This is a genomic window from Bradyrhizobium sp. 26S5, from assembly GCF_036923295.1.
In the GTDB taxonomy this organism is placed as follows: Bacteria; Pseudomonadota; Alphaproteobacteria; order Rhizobiales; family Xanthobacteraceae; genus Bradyrhizobium; species Bradyrhizobium septentrionale.
On the sequence record NZ_CP145948.1, the window covers coordinates 2,541,054 to 2,558,349 of the forward strand.

Annotated in this window: 13 protein-coding genes; 9 read left to right on the top strand and 4 right to left on the bottom strand. The window is 65.1% G+C overall.

The window, feature by feature from the left end; translation table 11 throughout:
• Positions 1 to 85: 85 nt before the first annotated feature.
• The 4 genes from V5279_RS11940 (at position 86) to V5279_RS11955 (ending at position 6,997) form a co-directional block, all read left to right on the top strand.
• Positions 86 to 3,559, top strand: a complete 3,474-nt coding sequence (locus V5279_RS11940) for an indolepyruvate ferredoxin oxidoreductase family protein (RefSeq protein WP_338697508.1) — start codon at positions 86 to 88, stop codon at positions 3,557 to 3,559.
• A 138-nt stretch (positions 3,560 to 3,697) separates the two neighbouring features.
• The gene (locus tag V5279_RS11945) at positions 3,698 to 4,129 is read left to right on the top strand and encodes a hypothetical protein (protein WP_338701130.1); all 432 of its coding nucleotides are present in this window, start codon (positions 3,698 to 3,700) and stop codon (positions 4,127 to 4,129) included.
• Positions 4,130 to 4,442: 313 nt separating this feature from the next.
• Positions 4,443 to 6,023 (top strand): alkaline phosphatase D family protein, encoded by a 1,581-nt coding sequence (locus V5279_RS11950; protein ID WP_338697509.1) that lies wholly within the window; start codon positions 4,443 to 4,445, stop codon positions 6,021 to 6,023.
• A gap of 155 nt (positions 6,024 to 6,178) precedes the next feature.
• Positions 6,179 to 6,997, top strand: coding sequence for an aldo/keto reductase (locus tag V5279_RS11955; RefSeq protein WP_338697510.1), 819 nt, complete (start codon positions 6,179 to 6,181; stop codon positions 6,995 to 6,997).
• A gap of 72 nt (positions 6,998 to 7,069) precedes the next feature.
• Here V5279_RS11955 and V5279_RS11960 read toward each other — a convergent pair whose 3' ends face one another.
• Positions 7,070 to 7,306 carry a hypothetical protein gene (locus tag V5279_RS11960; protein ID WP_338697511.1) on the bottom strand — a complete coding sequence of 79 codons (237 nt, stop codon included), beginning with the start codon at positions 7,304 to 7,306 and terminating at the stop codon, positions 7,070 to 7,072.
• 230 nt (positions 7,307 to 7,536) lie between these two features.
• Between V5279_RS11960 and V5279_RS11965 the strand changes: the two genes are divergently transcribed.
• Positions 7,537 to 8,817, top strand: a complete 1,281-nt coding sequence (locus V5279_RS11965; protein WP_338697512.1) for an amidohydrolase/deacetylase family metallohydrolase — start codon at positions 7,537 to 7,539, stop codon at positions 8,815 to 8,817.
• Positions 8,818 to 8,890: 73 nt separating this feature from the next.
• Here V5279_RS11965 and V5279_RS11970 read toward each other — a convergent pair whose 3' ends face one another.
• Together V5279_RS11970 and V5279_RS11975 are read right to left on the bottom strand one after the other, a co-directional pair.
• Positions 8,891 to 10,129: a PLP-dependent aminotransferase family protein gene (locus tag V5279_RS11970; protein WP_338697513.1), complete on the bottom strand. Its 1,239-nt coding sequence runs from the start codon at positions 10,127 to 10,129 to the stop codon at positions 8,891 to 8,893.
• Between the two features lie 61 nt (positions 10,130 to 10,190).
• Complete coding sequence (locus V5279_RS11975) at positions 10,191 to 10,730, bottom strand: DUF3124 domain-containing protein (protein WP_414645918.1); 540 nt, start codon at positions 10,728 to 10,730, stop codon at positions 10,191 to 10,193.
• Positions 10,731 to 10,789: 59 nt separating this feature from the next.
• Here V5279_RS11975 and V5279_RS11980 point away from each other — a divergent pair, with 59 nt between their 5' ends.
• The 4 genes from V5279_RS11980 to V5279_RS11995 all read left to right on the top strand — a co-directional run bounded on the left by V5279_RS11980 (position 10,790) and on the right by V5279_RS11995 (position 16,205).
• Positions 10,790 to 12,523 carry a cation:proton antiporter gene (locus V5279_RS11980; protein ID WP_338697514.1) on the top strand — a complete coding sequence of 578 codons (1,734 nt, stop codon included), beginning with the start codon at positions 10,790 to 10,792 and terminating at the stop codon, positions 12,521 to 12,523.
• A 139-nt stretch (positions 12,524 to 12,662) separates the two neighbouring features.
• Positions 12,663 to 13,739 (top strand): 3,4-dihydroxy-2-butanone-4-phosphate synthase, encoded by a 1,077-nt coding sequence (gene ribB, locus V5279_RS11985; RefSeq protein WP_166298229.1) that lies wholly within the window; start codon positions 12,663 to 12,665, stop codon positions 13,737 to 13,739.
• A 192-nt stretch (positions 13,740 to 13,931) separates the two neighbouring features.
• Entirely contained in the window at positions 13,932 to 15,146 is a 1,215-nt protein-coding gene (locus V5279_RS11990; protein WP_029081406.1) for an acyl-CoA dehydrogenase, read from the top strand.
• A gap of 141 nt (positions 15,147 to 15,287) precedes the next feature.
• Positions 15,288 to 16,205: an MBL fold metallo-hydrolase gene (locus V5279_RS11995; RefSeq protein ID WP_338697517.1), complete on the top strand. Its 918-nt coding sequence runs from the start codon at positions 15,288 to 15,290 to the stop codon at positions 16,203 to 16,205.
• 147 nt (positions 16,206 to 16,352) lie between these two features.
• Here the strand turns inward: V5279_RS11995 and V5279_RS12000 are convergent, their stop codons facing one another.
• Positions 16,353 to 17,213, bottom strand: a complete 861-nt coding sequence (locus V5279_RS12000; RefSeq protein ID WP_166298227.1) for a DUF1499 domain-containing protein — start codon at positions 17,211 to 17,213, stop codon at positions 16,353 to 16,355.
• Positions 17,214 to 17,296 lie beyond the last annotated feature (83 nt).

The following is a 17,296-nucleotide window of genomic DNA, read 5'->3' on the forward strand; positions in this document are numbered from 1 at the left end:
CCGGTGCATGCTGATGCATGATCATTCGGAAGATAATGAGACCGGTTCGGACCGGCGCGACTAACCGGCGGGGAGCCTGAGACTGATGGCGTTGATGGACGTTGGACTGGACGACAAGTACCGGTTGGACACGAAACGAATCTTCCTCTCCGGTACCCAGGCTCTGGTCCGATTGCCCATGTTGCAGCGCGAACGCGACCGCGTGCACGGGCTGAACACCGCGGGTTTCATTTCCGGATATCGCGGCTCGCCGCTCGGCATGTACGACCACGCGCTATGGCGCGCGAAATCGTTCCTCAGAGAGCACGACATCGCCTTCGTTCCGGGCCTCAACGAGGATCTGGCGGCGACCGCGGTGTGGGGCAGCCAGCAGGTCGGCATGTTCCCGGGCGCCAAGGTCGATGGCGTGTTCGGCATCTGGTACGGCAAGGGCCCCGGCGTCGACCGCTCGCTCGATGCGCTCAAGCACGCCAATTCGGCCGGCACCTCGCCAAATGGCGGCGTGATCGCGCTGGCCGGCGATGATCATGGCTGCCAGTCTTCCACCCTCGCGCACCAGAGCGAGCAGGTGTTCGCCTCGGCGCTGATGCCGGTGGTCAATCCGGCGACGCTGCAGGACTATCTCGACCTCGGCATCCTCGGCTTTGCGCTGTCGCGCTATTCCGGCTGCTGGGTCGGCTTCAAGGCGATCTCGGAAACCGTCGAAAGCTCGGCCTCGATCGTCAGCGATCCCGATCGCATCAGGATCATCACACCTGATGATTTCGAAATGCCGCCGGACGGGCTTTCGATCCGCTGGCCGGATCCGCCGCTCGAGGCGGAGCGCCGGCTGCACGGGCCCAAGATGGAGGCGGTCGCGGCCTTCGCCCGCGTCAACCGGTTCGACCGCATCGTGCTGGATTCGAAGCCGGCGCGGCTCGGCATCATGGCGACCGGCAAGGCCTATCTCGATCTGCGCCAGGCGCTCGCCGATCTCGGCATCACCGATGCCGACGCGCAGGCGCTCGGACTGCGCATCTACAAGGTGGCGCTGACTTGGCCGCTCGAAGCACGCGGCGCGCGCGCCTTCGCCGAAGGCTTGCAGGACGTGCTTGTCGTCGAGGAGAAGCGCGGCTTCATCGAGGACCAGCTGGTCCGCATCCTCTACAACATGGACGCATCCAAGCGTCCCTCAGTGGTCGGCAAGCGCGACGAGAGCGGCGCGCCGTTGCTGCCGAGCGAGGGCGAGCTGACGCCGACCATGGTGGCGGCCGCCGTCGTCGCGCGTCTGCGCAAGCTCGGCCACCGTAGTCCGCTATTGGAGCAGCGCCTGGCGAAACTCGAGGCGTTCGATCGCCCGGCCGAAGGCACGGGCACGGCGAAGCTGCAGCGGACGCCGTATTTCTGCTCGGGGTGCCCGCACAACTCGTCGACCAAGATTCCCGAGGGCAGCCGCGCCATGGCCGGCATCGGCTGTCACGGCATGGCGCTGTCGGTGCCGAACCGCAACACCCAGACCATCTCGCATATGGGCGCGGAGGGCGTAAGCTGGATCGGGCAGGCGCCGTTCACCAGCGAACAGCACGTATTCCAGAACCTCGGCGACGGCACCTACACCCATTCCGGGCTTTTAGCTCTACGGGCCGCGGCTGCGGCCGGCGTCAACATCACCTACAAGATCCTCTACAACGACGCGGTCGCGATGACCGGCGGCCAGCCGGCCGAGGGCGGTTTCACCGTGTCGCAGATCGCGCACCAGGTCGCGGCCGAGGGCACCAAGCGCCTTGCGATCGTCTCCGACGATCCGGACAAATATCCCGCCAATTATTTCCCGTCGGGTGCCACCATCCACCATCGCCGCGAGCTCGATGCCGTGCAGCGCACCTTGCGCGAGATCGAAGGCCTCACCGTCCTGATCTACGACCAGACCTGCGCCGCCGAGAAGCGCCGCCGCCGCAAGCGCGGGCTGTTTCCTGATCCGGCCAAGCGCGTCTTCATCAATGAGCGGGTCTGCGAAGGCTGCGGCGACTGCTCGGTGGCCTCGAACTGCGTCTCGGTGCAGCCGCTGGAGACCGAGCTCGGCCGCAAGCGCCGCATCGACCAGTCGAACTGCAATAAGGATTTCTCCTGCATCGAGGGATTTTGCCCGAGCTTCGTGATGGTGCAGGATCCCAAGCTGCGCAAGGCGGACCGCACCGCCGCCGATCCGAAGGCGCTGTTCGCCGACCTGCCGACGCCGCCTGCGGCTGCGCTTGCCGCCCCCTACAACATCCTGATCACCGGCATCGGCGGCACCGGCGTCATCACCATCGGCGCGCTGCTCGGCATGGCCGCGCATGTCGAGGGTCTCGCCTGCTCGACGCTCGACTTCACCGGCCTGTCTCAGAAGAACGGCGCGGTCATGAGCCACGTCCGCCTCGCGCCGGCGTCCGACATGCTGACCACGGTCCGCATCGCGCCCGGCAATGCCAATCTCATCCTCGGCTGCGACCTTGTCGTGGCCACCAGCGTGCCGGCGCTGAGCCGCGCCGAGCGCGGCGTCACCCGGGCCGTCGTCAACGCCGATCTGTTGCCGACCGCGAGCTTCGTGATCGATCCCGATATTGATTTCGAGGCTGGTGCGATGCGCGACGCGCTGAACGGCGCGGTGCGGCCCGATGATCTCGACATCCTCGACGCCACCGGGCTTGCGACCGCCCTGATGGGCGACAGCATCGCGACCAACGCCTTCATGCCCGGTTTTGCGTTCCAGCGCGGCGCGATCCCGCTGTCGCTCGATGCGATCCTGAAGGCGATCGAGCTCAACGGCGCCGCGATCGAGATGAACAAGACCGCGTTCTCTTGGGGTCGGCTTGCCGCGCATGATCTGCAACGCGTGGTCAGCGCCGCGCGCTTCAAGAGCGCAGGCACAGCGCCGGCAAAGAAGACGCTCGACGAAGCGATCGCGTTCCGCGCCAAATTCCTCACCGACTATCAGGACGCGGCCTATGCAAAACGCTATCTCGACGACGTCGCGCGCGTCCGCACCGCTGAGGCCGCGGCCGCGCCGGGCTCGCAGGACCTGACCGAGGCCTTTGCAAAGGGCCTGTTCAAGCTGATGGCGTACAAGGACGAATACGAGGTCGCGCGGCTCTATTCGGACGGCGAGTTCGGCAAGGCCTTGAAGGAGCAGTTCGAGGGCAATTCCGGTTTGAAGGTCCTGCTGGCGCCGCCGCTGCTGGCGCAGCGCGATCCCGTCACCGGGCGTTTGCAGAAGCGCGAGTTCGGCCCGTGGATCTTCAAGGCGTTCGGCCTGCTGGCCGGGCTGAAGGGCCTGCGCGGCACCGCGTTCGACATCTTCGGCTATACCGCGGAGCGCAAGATGGAGCGTGCCCTGCCGATCGAGTATTCGGCGATGATCCTGCGTCATCTCGACGGCACGAAGCCGCTCGACCTGCCGCGGCTGGTGGCGCTGGCCAAGGCTGCAGACCTCGTGCGCGGCTACGGCCACATCAAGGAGGGCAACGTCGCCCGCTACCGCACCGAATGCGCGCGGCTGGAGCGCGCGATCGGCCAGCCGCTGGCGCAGGCGGCCGAGTAGGGCAGGCGGCGGGCCGCGGGAACTTTCCACGGCCGCCTCGGTTGATCGGTAACCCTGCCCGCAACAGCGGGGTGGATTCGCGCGGCCGGGCTCCTACATGATGGCTGTTCTATTCGAGTGATTTCAGGAGGCCCTTTGATGGTCCTGAAAAGCGCTTTGGTTGCAATCGTTTGTACCGCGTGCCTGGCTGTGGGTGGCGTGGCGCTGGCTGACGAGTACCGCCCCAGCGAGTTCTTCAGCCTCGATCTTTCCCAGGCAGTGCTGTCGCCGAAGCGACTCGGGCCGCCGGCGCAGTTCGAGCCGGTTCCGGTCGAGGCGAAGACCGACCACGGTCCGGATCAGCGTGCCAATGTCGAGCCGATGGTCGAGCAGCCGAAGGTCGCATCACAGAAGGCCGCCCGGACGGCAAAGGTAACGGCGCAGCCCGAGAAGCCGCGCGCGGTCGCGCGCGTCCCGGCCCGTGCCAAGCTTGCAAGGCGGCACGCGAACCCGCTCGATGCCGAAGCCCGCGACACCAGGATCCAGACCTGGCCGTGCCGCACCGGCGGCATCTGTAACTGGCAGCGGTGAGGGGCGCTCCGTACGTTTGCTCTTATCAGCACGTCAACGCCAGCAAACCCGTCATCCTGAGGTGCGAGCGGAGCGAGCCTCGAAGGATGAATCGGCCACAGGCCGGGCCGTCCATCCTTCGAGACGGCCGCTTTGCGGCCTCCTCAGGATGACGGGTTTATCCGGAGCATCTCGCGTTCGACGCTGATCCAATAGGCATCCTTCCCGAGTCATCCCGCCGTCGCAAAACCGTCGGCGGAGAGTCAAGAAACCGTAAGGGCGGAGTCAAACGGCGCAGGCAAAACCTTCGTTGCGATTCGACGAAGGTTATTCGATGCCGACAGCGATCTCCGCGAGGGGACGAGGCCTTACAAGGCGTCAGCTTCTGGTGCGCTCGGCCTCGACGGCTGCGCTGGCGGGATTGGGCTCGCTCGCAAAACCCTATCTGAGCCGTGCTGCGGATCGTCCCGCGATCGCGGGTATCCAGTCCGGCGATGTGGCGAGCGATTCCGCTGTCATCTGGGCCCGCGCCGATCGCGCCGCGCGGATGCAGATCGAATGCGCTAGCGTCGAGAGCTTTGCCACGATCCTGCGCACCGCATCCGCCGATGCGCTGCCCGAGCGCGACTTCACCGCAAAGCTGCTGCTTGACGGGCTGCCGCCGGGCCAGGACCTGTTCTATCGCATCAGCTTCGCGGATCGCGACGGCACCGCCGGCGAAAGCCGTGTCGGGCATTTCCGCACCGCGCCGGTCGACCGGCGCTCGATCTCGTTCGTGTGGTCCGGCGACGTTGTCGGGCAGGGCTGGGGCATCGACCCCGCGCGCGGCGGCTTGCGCAGCTACCGCACCATGCTCAACGAGCGCCCGGATTTCTTCATCCATTCCGGCGACCACATCTATGCGGATTGCACGGTGCCGCCGCAGCAGACGCTGCCGAACGGCGAGATCTGGCGCAACATCGTCACTGAGGAGAAATCCGTCGTCGCGCACAGCCTCGACCAGTTTCGCGGCAACTACAGATACAACTGGCTCGACGAGAATTTTCGCGCATTCCACGCCGAAGTGCCGATGTTCGCGCAGTGGGACGACCACGAGGTGGCCGACGACTGGTCGCCGGTCGGCACCGCCGACGCCACCGGCTATGATACCGACGGTACCTCGCGTCTGGTGGCGCGGGCGCGCCGCGCTTTCCATGAATTCATGCCGATGCGGTTGATGCCGGAGCGCGACGGCCGCGTCTATCGCAAGATCCCCTATGGGCCGCTACTCGACGTCTTCATCATCGACATGCGCTCCTATCGCGATTCCAGCTGGAACAGGCAGGGCGATCCGGACCAGGCATTCATCCTCGGCGAGAGCCAGCTCGCCTGGCTGAAGCGCGAACTGGTGGCGTCGGATGCTGTCTGGAAGGTGATCGCGGCGGATCTGCCGATCGGCCTGGTCAGCCTGGATGCGGTCGCGCTCGGCGACGGCCCGCCCGCGCGGCGCGAGCACGAGATCGCCGATTTGTTGTCATTCATGAAGCGCGCCGGTGTCCGCAACACGGTGTGGCTCACCGCCGACATGCACTACACCGCCGCGCATCACTACGATCCGAACCGCGCGGTGTTTCAGGAATTCGAGCCGTTCTGGGAGTTCGTCTCCGGTCCGCTGCATGCCGGCACCTGGTCGCCGGGCGAGCTCGACAACACCTTTGGCCCCAAGGCGATGTACCAGAAGGGCTGCTCGGCCGAGCAGGGCGACAATCTCGCGCCGTGCTTCGGCCTGCAATTCTTCGGCCGCGTCGACATCGACGGCACGACCTCTGTGATGACGGTGACGCTGAAGGACGTCGACAACCACGACCTCTGGTCAGTCGACATCGAACCACGGCCGGACGCGCGGCCCGGCCAGATCATGGCGGAACACATTTAGACCCATCGCGACATCTTGATGATGGATGCCTTGCCGGAGAGGGCAATTTGCGGGCACACTGTGGCTTGGCAGTTCTGCCAATTTCATTCCTTCCAGACAATTTGCTGGCGTGACGTCGTCGATGGCATCGGCGCCCCACGCGTCAGGAGCTATCCATGGAAAATCTGCAGACACAGGGCATCCACCTGCCGCAGCTCGGGCTCGGCACCTTCCGCATGCAGGGCGACGCCTGCCGTGCAGCGGTCGAGAGCGCGCTCGGGCTTGGTTACCGGCACATCGACACCGCCGAAATGTACGCCAATGAAGAGGCGATCGGGGCGGCGATCGCGACCGCGAATGTCGCGCGCAATGACCTGCACGTCACCACCAAGGTCTGGCACGAGAATTTGGCGCCGGACGCGATCCGCAAGGCGTTCGACACCAGCCTGAAGAAGCTGCGGCTCGATCATGTCGATCTCTATCTGGTGCACTGGCCGTCGCGGAGCATGAAGCTGCCGGCGGTGTTCGAGACGCTGATGACGCTGAAGGAAGAGGGCCGCACCCGCGCCATCGGCGTCGCCAATTTCACCACCGCGCTGCTGAAAACCGTGGTCGAGGACATCAAGGCGCCGATCGCCTGCAACCAGATCGAATATCATGCGATGCTGGACCAGACGCCGGTGCGCAAATATCTCGCCGCGAAATCGATCCCGCTGGTGGCCTATTGTCCGCTGGCCCAGGGCCGTTTCGCGACCGACGAGACGCTTGCCAAGATCGGCAAGAAGCATGATGCAACCGCAGCGCAGGTGTCGCTGAAATGGCTGCTCGACCAGGACGGCGTTGCGGCAATCCCGAAAGCCTCGCGCGCCGAAAGCCAAAAGGCCAATCTCGATGCGCTGAAGGTCAGGCTCGACGACGACGACCGCAAGGCGATCGCTGCATTGCGCAAGGACATGCGCTGCGTCAATCCGGGATTTGCGCCGGCGTGGGATTGAGCCCGGCGGGCATTTGATGAGAACGTAGAAAAAGAAAATGGCTCCGCGAGGAGCCATTTTCCGTCTGTCGATTTAGTAGCGATCCCGCCTGATGACCACCGTGCGGTCATGGTCGTGGTGCCAGCCGCGATGCCAGCCACGGTCATGGCGCATTCCGCGGTCATGGCGCATCTCGGCGCGCGCGCCCCAGCCACGATCCCAGTGATGATGGTCGCCGCGCTTGATCACGACGGTCTCGGCGCTCGCGATCGACGGAACGGCCACTGCAAGCGCACCGACAGCCGCAAGAACAAAGCCAAATTTTTTCATTTCATCCTCCTCAATGATGCGTGGAGGAAACCGTACAGGCATCGAAACGTTCCTGAGGAAACGGAGGAGTTTTCTGAACGGTTGTTCAGGCAATTGCAGTTGCTGCTGTGCGTCGCGTGTTGTCGCGCACAATCGATGGATGAGCGCAGCACGTCGCTTCGATGGCCTTGCCTAAGGGCCGCGTCCGACGCATCATCGCGCCATAAAAATCATATTGGGGGGGCGTCGCCGTGAGCGGATTTTCGCGCCGGGATTTTTTGAAAGTTTCAGGATCGGCCGCTGCCGCCGTCATCGCGGGACCAGCCGTTGCGGCGATGGGGCCGGACGACAAGTTCGACCTCGTGATCAAGAGCGGCGACGTGATTGATCCCAGCCAGTCGCTGCGCGGCAAGCGCGACATCGGCATCCGCTGGGGCATCATCGAGGCTGTTGAGGACGAGATCCCGGCCGCTCGCGCCGCCAAAACCATCGACGCCTCGGGCAAGCTCGTGATGCCGGGCCTCGTCGACCTGCACTGTCACGTCTATCCGTACGGATCGGCGATCGGCATTCCCGCCGACGAGCTGGTGCAGTTCCAGGGCACCACGACCGTCGTGTCGGCCGGCGATGCCGGCGTCAACAACCTCGCGGCGCTGCGGCGCTTCATCGTGGCGCAGTCGCGGGCGCGGATCTACGCCTTCCTCCATATCGCCAACAACGGCCTGTCGGCGTTCCCGGTGGCCGAGCTCTACAATATCGACAACGCCCAGGTCGAAGCCTGCGCGATGGCGCTTGCCGAGAACCCGGACTTCCTGATCGGGGTCAAGGTGCGGATGTCGGAGAACGTCATCTTCAAGCACGGCATCGAGCCGTTGAAGCGCGCCATCCAGGCCTGCGAGACGTGCGGTTGGCCGGCGCGGATGATGGTGCATATCGGCGGCGTCGAGACCAGGGAGCTAATGTCCGACATTCTCGATCTGCTGCGGCCGGGTGATATCCTCACCCACGCCTATTCCGGCGCGCCGAACATGTCCGGCGCCTTCACCAACATCGTGCAGGACGGCAAGCTGCTGCCCGCAGCGCTCGAAGCTAAGCAGCGCGGCGTGCTGTTCGATGTCGGCCATGGCGGCGGCAGCTTCGATTTCACGGTGGCGGAGATCGCGATTCCGGCGGGCTGCACGGCCGACACGATCTCTTCCGACATCCATGTCTTCTCGGGCAACTCGCCCGGCATCCCGTTCCTGCCGAACGTGATGAGCAAGTTCCTCGCGATGGGTTCATCGCTGGATCAGGTGGTGGCGATGGCGACCTCGGTGCCGGCGCGGATCATCAACCGCGCCCCCAAGATCGGCACGCTGCAGCGCGGCGCGCCCGGCGACGTCGCCATCATGGACCTCGTCGAAGGCCCGGTCACCTTCGTCGACACCCGCAACAACAAGCGCGACGGCAATCTGCAGTTGAAGCCGGTGCAGACCGTGGTCAACGGCGTGCCGTTCGGCCGGCCCTATCAGGCGCCGTTTTCGGTGCGGTGACTCGGTCTCTCGATCACCTCTCCTCGTTGGGGAGAGGTGAACCGATAGCGCGGCTGCAGCCTGACGCGTTCAATTAGCCGCGCTTCTCCACATTGCTGCTCCGTGCCGGTACGCCGAACTCCTTGCGGCACACCTCGGCCAGCACCGCGACGCCCTCGCGGATCTGCGCGTGCGAGGGGCTGGCGAAGCAGAGGCGGAGCCGGCTGCCGGAATGCGCCTTGCTGGTCGACCATTCCGGTCCCGGATTGATCGAGACGCTGGCGGCGAGCGCCGCCTGATAGAGCTTCAACGTGTCGACATTGTCGGGCAGCTTGACCCAGAGGAAGATGCCGCCCTTGGGGGCCTCGAATTCGGCCGCGGTGCCGAACTGCTCGTTCAGCGCCTCCATCAGCGTGTCGAGTTTTGCGCGCAGTCCTCGCGTCAGTTTGGGCACGTGCGTCGAGAAATGCTGTGCGCAATACTCTGATAGCACCATCTGTTCCAGCGCGCCGGAGCCGGCGTCGGTCTTCAGCGGCAGCATCCGCGACATGATCTCCCAGGGCGCGACGATGAAGCCGACCCGCAACGCCGGTGCGATCGACTTGGAGAACGAGCCGATATGGATCACGCCGCCATGCTTGCTCATCGCATAGATCGCGGGCGGCCGTTCGCCGCTCCAGATCAGATCGGCATAGCAATCGTCCTCGAAGATCGGCACGCCGTATTCTTTTGACAGCTTCAGCATCTCGGCGCGGCGGCTCTCAGGAAGGATCGAGCCGGTCGGATTCTGCACGGTCGGGATGGTGTAGATGTATTTCGGCGTGATGCCGCGTCGCTTGTGATCGGCGAGCGCTGCGGCCAGCGCATCGATCCTGATGCCCTCGCCATCGAGGGGAATGCCGACCGTGTTGACGCCGAGCCGCGTCAGCCGGTTCAGCGAGCCCTGATAGGTTTCCTGCTCGATCAGCACGGTGTCGCCCTTGGCGAGCAGGGTCTGGTTGACCAGATCGAGCGCCTGCAGCGAGCCGGAGACGATCATGATCTCATCCGGCGTGCAGGCAATCCCCGCGTCGCGCTTCAGCTTCTCGGTCAGGAATTGGCGCAGGGGCAGATAGCCCTGCGGCCCGTGCGCGAGGTTGTAGGTCGCGAGATTTCTGCCTTCGCGCTTCAGCACGGCGTTGACCGCCTCGAGCAGCCCGTCGACCGGCACCTGATCGGGATCATTGTTGCCGCCGACGAAGCTGTATTTGGCGAGCCCGGTCCATCGCGCGGCCGGCGCAGGCAGGCCGGCCGGGAGCAGCGGTGCAAAGTCGAACTGGGCTGAGGTGGACATGGACGTTTCGCTCCGTGTTGTTGTCGTTGAGAAGGCCGCGCGTAAGCGGCCCTCTATGCAGTCAGTTCTTGCCGGGCAGCCTGATCGGCCGGCCCTGGCTGATGAAGGCGTAGTGCCCGGGGCCGACGCTGCCGACCATCAGGGCCTCGACCGCCGGTTCCGCGATCTCGCCCGCGGCCGCCCAATCGACCACGAAGTTCGCGCCGGTGCCGCCGCGGGTATCGGTCGTGGCGATAGCGACCTCGACGGTGGCAAACGGTTTTAGCGCGATCGGCGATTTGAGGTAGCTCTCCACCATCTTGCCTGATGTGTCGAAATAGGCGATCCGCTTCAGCACCAGCGGCCTCGTTTCGGAGGCGTTGTGCACGCTGAGCGTCACCGAGAAATCCGCCCTGAGCTTGCCCTGGCTCATCGACACGCTGGAATAGACCGGCACATAGAATGCACCGGAGGCGGTGAGCCCTTCCGTCGGGACCGCGGTCAGCGAATTTGCAAAATTTTGTTCAATACTTCCGGGGGATTGTGCTAGCGCCTCAGGCATGCGCACGGTGAGGCAGACCAAAACTGCCAGAAAAATGCCGCCTGCGCGGATGTGACACATTGCTCGGTTGATCCTCACGCCCGGCCCTCTAGGTTGCGGCAACAGGAAGTCTTTGATGCATGCATGAACTGATTCCCGACATCACGCTCTGTATCCTGTTTGCCTGGGGGCTCGGGCTGCTCGCCCATTTCTCCCGGCAACCGCTGATCCTGGCGTACCTTATCGCCGGCTTTTTCATTGGTCCATTCGGCATGGGCTGGGTCAAGTCCCAGGAGTCGATCAGCATCATCTCCGAGCTCGGCCTGATCTTCATGCTGTTCATGATCGGGCTGGAAATCGACCTCAAGAAGATCATCCGCGCCGGCAAGGTCATCCTGTTCGCCGGCGCCGGCGAGCTGCTGGGCGGCTGCCTGATCGGCGTCGCGTTCTTTGCAGCCATCGGGCTTGCGATCGGCGGCGGCAAGTTCGACGCGGTCTATCTCTGCGTCGCCTGTGCGCTGTCCTCGACCGTGATCATCGTCAAGGTGCTCTACGAGAAGCGCGAGCTGGATACGCTGCCGGGCCGGATTACGCTGGGCGTGCTGGTGTTGCAGGACATCTTCGCGATCCTGTTCCTGGCGGTGCAGCCGAGCCTGGACAATCTGCAGATCAGCGTCGTGTTGCTGTCGATCGCCCGCGTTGCGGTGCTGGTCGCGACCGCGCTGGTGCTGAGCCGTTACGTGCTGCCGCGACTGTTCCACCAGATCGCGCGCCGGCCCGAGCTGGTGCTGCTCGGCGCGCTCGCCTGGTGTTTCCTGATCGGCGAGATCGCCGAACGGCTGCATCTGTCGCGCGAGATGGGTTCGCTGGTCGCCGGCGTCTCGATCTCGACCTTTCCCTACGCGCTCGACGTCACCGCCAAGGTCACGACGCTGCGGGATTTCTTCATCACGCTGTTCTTCGTTGCGCTCGGCATGACGATCCCGATTCCGGGCTTACAGGTGATCGGGCTGGCGCTGGTGATCGCGGCCTTCACGGTGGCAAGCCGCCTGGTCACGACGTTCACGCCGCTCTATCTGATGAAGCAGGGCCTGCGCGCCAGCCTGCTGCCGGCGATCAATTTGGCGCAGATATCCGAGTTCTCTCTGGTGGTGATCCAGACCGGCGTCGCCGCCAACCATATCGCGACCCAGACCGCGAATGCAGTCTCGTTCGCGTTCGTGGTGCTGGCGGTGCTCTCGACCTTCGCGATGGGCCGCAGCGATCAGATCGTGCGCGGCCTGATCGGTCCCTTGAAGCGGATTGGGCTGCGCGACCTCGACCAGGAGGGCGAGGGCCGCGGCGAGGCCGGGCAGGAGGGCGAACATGGCGAGATCCGCCGCATCGTCATCCTCGGTTTTTTCCGCGCCGCGAGCGCGCTGATCAGCCAGATCGAGCGGCAGAACCAGTCGCTGCTCGAGCAGATCAGCGTCGTCGACTTCAATCCGCTGGTGTTCCGCACGCTGACCGATCGCGGCATGCACGTGATCTATGGCGATATCAGCAATGTCGATACCCTGGTCCATGCCGGCATCGGCAAGGCCGAGATCATCATCCTGAGCGTGCCGGATTTCCTGCTGGTCGGCGCCGACAACGAGAAGCTGGTGCGTCACGTCCGCGCCCTGAACCCGACCGCGAAGGTTGTCGCCACCGCGGACCTCTTGTCCGGCGTCGACGACCTCTACGCCGCCGGCGCCGATTACGTGACGGTGACCCGCCTCAGCGACGCCGGCGAGCTCTATGCGGTGATCGAGGCCACCGATGCCGGCCTGCTCGACGACAAGCGCGCCGAGCTGGACGCCCAGTTGAGCGACCGGCGCGAGGTGTTGCCGTAGGAGAGCATGATCCGGGGAATGCGGTACCCGTCACCGTCCTGGTATGCCTGCCGGACGCATGGCGGGTTGCATAATGATACTGGCGCTGACATCGGAACCCGGCTAATCCACTGCCTGCATATAACGAGATGTCAGGACAATGGCCGATACGATCCAGGAAGTGCTGCAAGCCTTTGCGAAGGGCGAACTTGTCGTCGTCACCGACGATGACGATCGGGAAGGCGAGGGCGATCTGATCGTCGCGGCGTCGTTCTGCACGGCGGAGAAGATGGCCTTCATCATCCGCCACACCTCCGGCATCGTCTGCGCGCCGATCACCACCGAGGACGCCCGTAGGCTGCGGCTCGACCCGATGGTGGCACACAACGAGTCCAACCACACCACCGCCTTCACCGTCTCGATCGACTACAAGCCCGACGGCGGCACCGGCATCTCGGCCGAGGAACGCGCCTCCTGCTGCCGCGCGCTCGCCAATCCCAATGCCGGTGCCAACGACTTTGCCCGCCCGGGCCATATTTTCCCGCTGATCGCGCGTGACGGCGGCGTGCTGCTGCGCTCCGGCCATACCGAGGCCGCGGTCGATCTGTGCCGGCTCTCGGGCCTGCCGCCGGTCGGCGTCATCAGCGAACTGATGAACGACGATGGAACCGTGATGAAGGGCGAGCAGGTCGCGAAATTCGCAACCGCCCACAAGCTCAAGCATGTCACGATCGCGGACATGATCGCCTATCGCCAGGCGCGCGAGAAGCTGATCGAGCGGGTCGCGACCTTCACCACCGAAAGCCCGATCGGGCCGCTCCAGGGCTATGCCTATCGCTCGCCGTTCGACGAGATCATGCACGCCGCCTTCGTCTATAACGGCATCGGCGACGGCCGTGACGTGCTGACGCGGCTGCACAAGCCCAACATCGTCAAAGACCTCTTCACCGGGCCGGCGCGCATGGAAGCCGTGCTGCGGCACTTCAAGGCTGCCGGCCGCGGCGTGCTGGTCTATCTGCGCGACGGTGCTGCAGGTGTTCCGGTGCAGCCGGTCGAGGAGTCGAAAACCGCGGAGGCCGATCGCCACAAGCAGTGGCGCGAGGTCGGCGTCGGCGCGCAGATCCTGCGCGATCTCGGCGTCACCTCGATCCGGCACCTGACTTCGTCGGTCCACGACTACAAGGGGCTGTCCGGTTTCGGCATCGAGATCGTGTCGAACGAGAAGCTGGAGACCTGACGTTCGTCATTCCGGGATGGTCCGAAGGACCAGACCGCAGGGGCGCAACGGCGCCCCGGGGAATCTCGAGATTCCGGGTTCGATGCTCACGCATCGCCCCGGAATGACAATGATCCCAATTCAATTGCGCTTCGCAGCATAGCGCTTTAATTTATCCGCCAATTTCCGAGTGACGATGCGAAAGGATGTTTCATGAGCGTGCGCCCCCAGGCCAAGGACAAGCCGGCTGCCGCCAGCTTCCAGTGGGATGATCCGTTCCTGCTCGACGAGCAGCTCACCGAAGACGAGCGCCTGATCCGCGACACCGCGCGGGCCTATGCGCAGGACAAGCTGGCTCCACGGGTCACCAAGGCCTATCTGGAAGAGAAGACCGATCGCGAGATCTTCAACGAGATGGGCGAGCTTGGCCTGATCGGCGTCACGCTGCCCGAGGAATACGGCTGCGCCAATGCGAGCTACGTGGCCTACGGCCTCGTCGCGCGCGAGATCGAGCGCGTCGACAGCGGCTATCGCTCGATGAACTCGGTGCAGACGTCGCTGGTGATGTATCCGATCTACGCCTATGGCGACGAAAACCAGCGCAAGAAATATCTGCCCAAGCTCGCGACCGGCGAATGGGTCGGCTGCTTCGGCCTGACCGAGCCGGATGCCGGTTCCGATCCCGGCGGCATGAAGACCCGGGCCGAGAAGGTGGCCGACGGCTACAAGCTCAACGGCGCCAAGATGTGGATCTCGAACGCGCCGATCGCCGACGTCTTCGTGGTGTGGGCCAAGTCGGCCGCGCATGACAACCAGATCCGCGGCTTCATCCTCGAAAAGGGCATGAAGGGCCTGTCGGCGCCGAAGATCGGCGGCAAGCTGAGCTTGCGCGCCTCGATCACCGGCGAGATCGTGCTCGACAATGTGGTGGTGCCGGAAAGCGCGCTGCTGCCCAACGTCTCCGGCCTCAAGGGCCCGTTCGGCTGTCTCAACCGCGCCCGCTACGGCATCTCCTGGGGCGCGCTGGGCGCCGCCGAGGACTGCATGCACCGCGCGCGGCAATACACGCTCGACCGCAAGCAGTTCAACCGGCCGCTCGCTGCCACGCAGCTGGTGCAGAAGAAGCTCGCCGACATGGAGACCGAGATCGCTCTCGGCCTGCAGGCCTCTCTGCGCGTCGGCCGCCTGATGGACGAGGGCAAGATGGCCCCGGAGATGATCTCGATCGTCAAGCGCAACAATTGCGGCAAGGCGCTCGACATCGCCCGCATGGCGCGCGACATGCACGGCGGCAACGGCATCCAGATCGAGTATCACGTGATGCGCCACGCCGCGAACCTCGAGACCGTGAACACCTATGAGGGCACGCACGACGTGCACGCCCTGATCCTCGGTCGCGCGATCACCGGCATTCAGGCGTTCTCGTAAGGAGCGCTCACCCAAACGTCGTCATGGCCGGGCTTGTCCCGGCCATCCACGTCTTGGGGCTCGCAACGGAAGACGTGGATGCCCGGGACAAGCCCGGGCATGACGAGGTCAAAGAGAAGCCGGACATCACGGACAAGAGCCATGGCCGACAACGACGACATCCCGTTCAACCGCGATTTTCCGCTGCAGCCCGGCGTGGTCGAACAGGTCCGCCCCGGCGTGCGCCGCGTCCTCTGCAACAATCCGAGCCCGTTCACCTTCACCGGCACGGTCAGCTACATCATAGGCCAGGGCAAGGTCGCGATCATCGATCCCGGTCCCGATGACGAGGCGCATGCGAAGGCGCTGCTCGATGCGGTCAAAGGCGAGACCGTGACCCACATCCTGGTCACCCACACCCATCGCGACCATTCGCCGAACACGCCGCGGATCAAGGCTGCGACCGGCGCACCGGTTTACGCGGAGGGGCCGCACCGCGCCTCGCGCCCGCGCTTCGAGAGCGAGAAGCACAATCCGGAGTCCGGCGCGGACCGCGATTTCCGGCCCGATGTCGAGGTCAAGCACGGCGACGTCATCGAGGGCACAGGCTTTGCGCTGGAGGCGGTCGCCACCCCCGGCCACACCGCCAACCATCTGGCGTTCGCATGGGCCGAGCGCAGCATCAATTTCGTCGGCGACCATGTGATGGGTTGGTCGACCTCGATCGTGGCGCCGCCCGACGGCTCGATGATCGACTACATGGCCTCGCTGGAGCGGCTCGAGCAGCGGCCCGAGCAGCTCTACTTCTCCGGCCACGGCCCGGAGATTCCGGAAGGCCCGCGCTATGTCCGCTTCCTGGCGCGGCACCGCCGGGCCCGTGAGGCGTCGATCCTGCATCGCCTCGGCAAGGGCGAGGCCGACATCCCGACCATGGTGCGGGCGATCTATATCGGGCTCGATCCGCGCCTCGCCAACGCCGCCGGCTATTCGGTGCTGGCGCATCTGGAGGATCTGGTCGCGCGCGGCATCGTGGCGACCGATGGCGATCCGGTGATCGGCGGCACGTACAGAGTGGCCTAGCCTGTCATTCCGGGGCGTGCGAAGCACGAACCCGGAATCCATTTCACCACGGAGTCTGCGGCCTGATGGATTCCGGGCTCGCGCGGAGCCTGTCATCGGGCCGCGCTTTGCGCGGACCCGTTGGCGCGCCCCGGAATGACGAGAAGATTACTTCTTCACCGTCTTCGCCGGCGGCGTCTTCGGCGGCGCGGCAGGGACCGCCTTCTTGGCCGGTTTGGCGTTGTCGTTGTCGGCGGCGGTGTTGAGGTCCTCGATCAGCCTCTTGACCCGCGCAGCGTTGCTGCCGAGATCGGCGTCGAAATAGCGTGATGCCGAGCGGATATCGACGCGCGAGTCTTCGTCATCGGGCGTGACCCGGATCGAGACGTCCTCGCGGAAACCCATGATCGGGGTGCGCGCCACCGCCTCGATCCGGCCGATGCGGCGCGGCGGCTGCGGCGCGCGGGCGTCGATGACGAGCCATTTGCGGCGGTTCACCAGCCGCAAGGTCATCTCATAGGCGCGGTCGACCGGGGCTTCGAGCTCGACGGTTTCGATATCGGGCCAGGCCGCGCGCTGCTGCTCGGCCGAATAGAGACCGGCATAGGCGGCCGGATTGGTGCCTTCCCCAGTGCGCAGCCGCGCCAGCGCCTCGAATTTCGGCGGGTCGATCGCGTCGGTGGTGATGTCGTAGATCCGCGGCAGCTTGCGGTACTGGTAGGTGAGGTAGGCCGGGTAGGCGAGGATCGCGGCGTTGATCACGAGCGCGAGCAGGATCCGGCCCATGCCGCGGGTGCCGTTCTGCCAGATCGCGGCGAAGGCGGCGAGCCCGAGCAGGATCGACAGGCCAGCCAAGCCCAGCGCGCCGAAGAAGGTCATAAGCGCCGGTTTGACCTCCAGGAACCCGAAGCGGACGATGAGGATCGAGACCACCACCGCGACGACGGCAAAGATGGCGAGGTTGCGCGACCAGGTGGCGAGACCGGACACGGGCTCCTGCTGGTAGGGAGCGGAAAACCTGCGCGCCATCGTCGAAAAATCTGCCGGTTGAGATGTCCTTGGGCGACCTCAGCCGCCGCCAATGATCGTGTGAGACCACGGACCTGCGGCGA

Excerpts from the sequence above, each read along its gene's own strand:
- V5279_RS11945 (WP_338701130.1), top strand. The coding sequence starts at position 3,698 with ATGGTCCTGAAAAGCGCTTTGGTTGCAATCGTTTGTACCGCGTGCCTG.
- V5279_RS11990 (WP_029081406.1), top strand. The coding sequence starts at position 13,932 with ATGAGCGTGCGCCCCCAGGCCAAGGACAAGCCGGCTGCCGCCAGCTTC.
- V5279_RS11975 (WP_414645918.1), bottom strand. The coding sequence starts at position 10,730 with ATGTGTCACATCCGCGCAGGCGGCATTTTTCTGGCAGTTTTGGTCTGC.
- ribB (WP_166298229.1), top strand. The coding sequence starts at position 12,663 with ATGGCCGATACGATCCAGGAAGTGCTGCAAGCCTTTGCGAAGGGCGAA.
- V5279_RS11960 (WP_338697511.1), bottom strand. The coding sequence starts at position 7,306 with ATGAAAAAATTTGGCTTTGTTCTTGCGGCTGTCGGTGCGCTTGCAGTG.
- V5279_RS11970 (WP_338697513.1), bottom strand. The coding sequence starts at position 10,129 with ATGTCCACCTCAGCCCAGTTCGACTTTGCACCGCTGCTCCCGGCCGGC.
- V5279_RS11955 (WP_338697510.1), top strand. The coding sequence starts at position 6,179 with ATGGAAAATCTGCAGACACAGGGCATCCACCTGCCGCAGCTCGGGCTC.
- V5279_RS11980 (WP_338697514.1), top strand. The coding sequence starts at position 10,790 with ATGCATGAACTGATTCCCGACATCACGCTCTGTATCCTGTTTGCCTGG.
- V5279_RS11940 (WP_338697508.1), top strand. The coding sequence starts at position 86 with ATGGCGTTGATGGACGTTGGACTGGACGACAAGTACCGGTTGGACACG.
- V5279_RS12000 (WP_166298227.1), bottom strand. The coding sequence starts at position 17,213 with ATGGCGCGCAGGTTTTCCGCTCCCTACCAGCAGGAGCCCGTGTCCGGT.
- V5279_RS11950 (WP_338697509.1), top strand. The coding sequence starts at position 4,443 with ATGCCGACAGCGATCTCCGCGAGGGGACGAGGCCTTACAAGGCGTCAG.
- V5279_RS11995 (WP_338697517.1), top strand. The coding sequence starts at position 15,288 with ATGGCCGACAACGACGACATCCCGTTCAACCGCGATTTTCCGCTGCAG.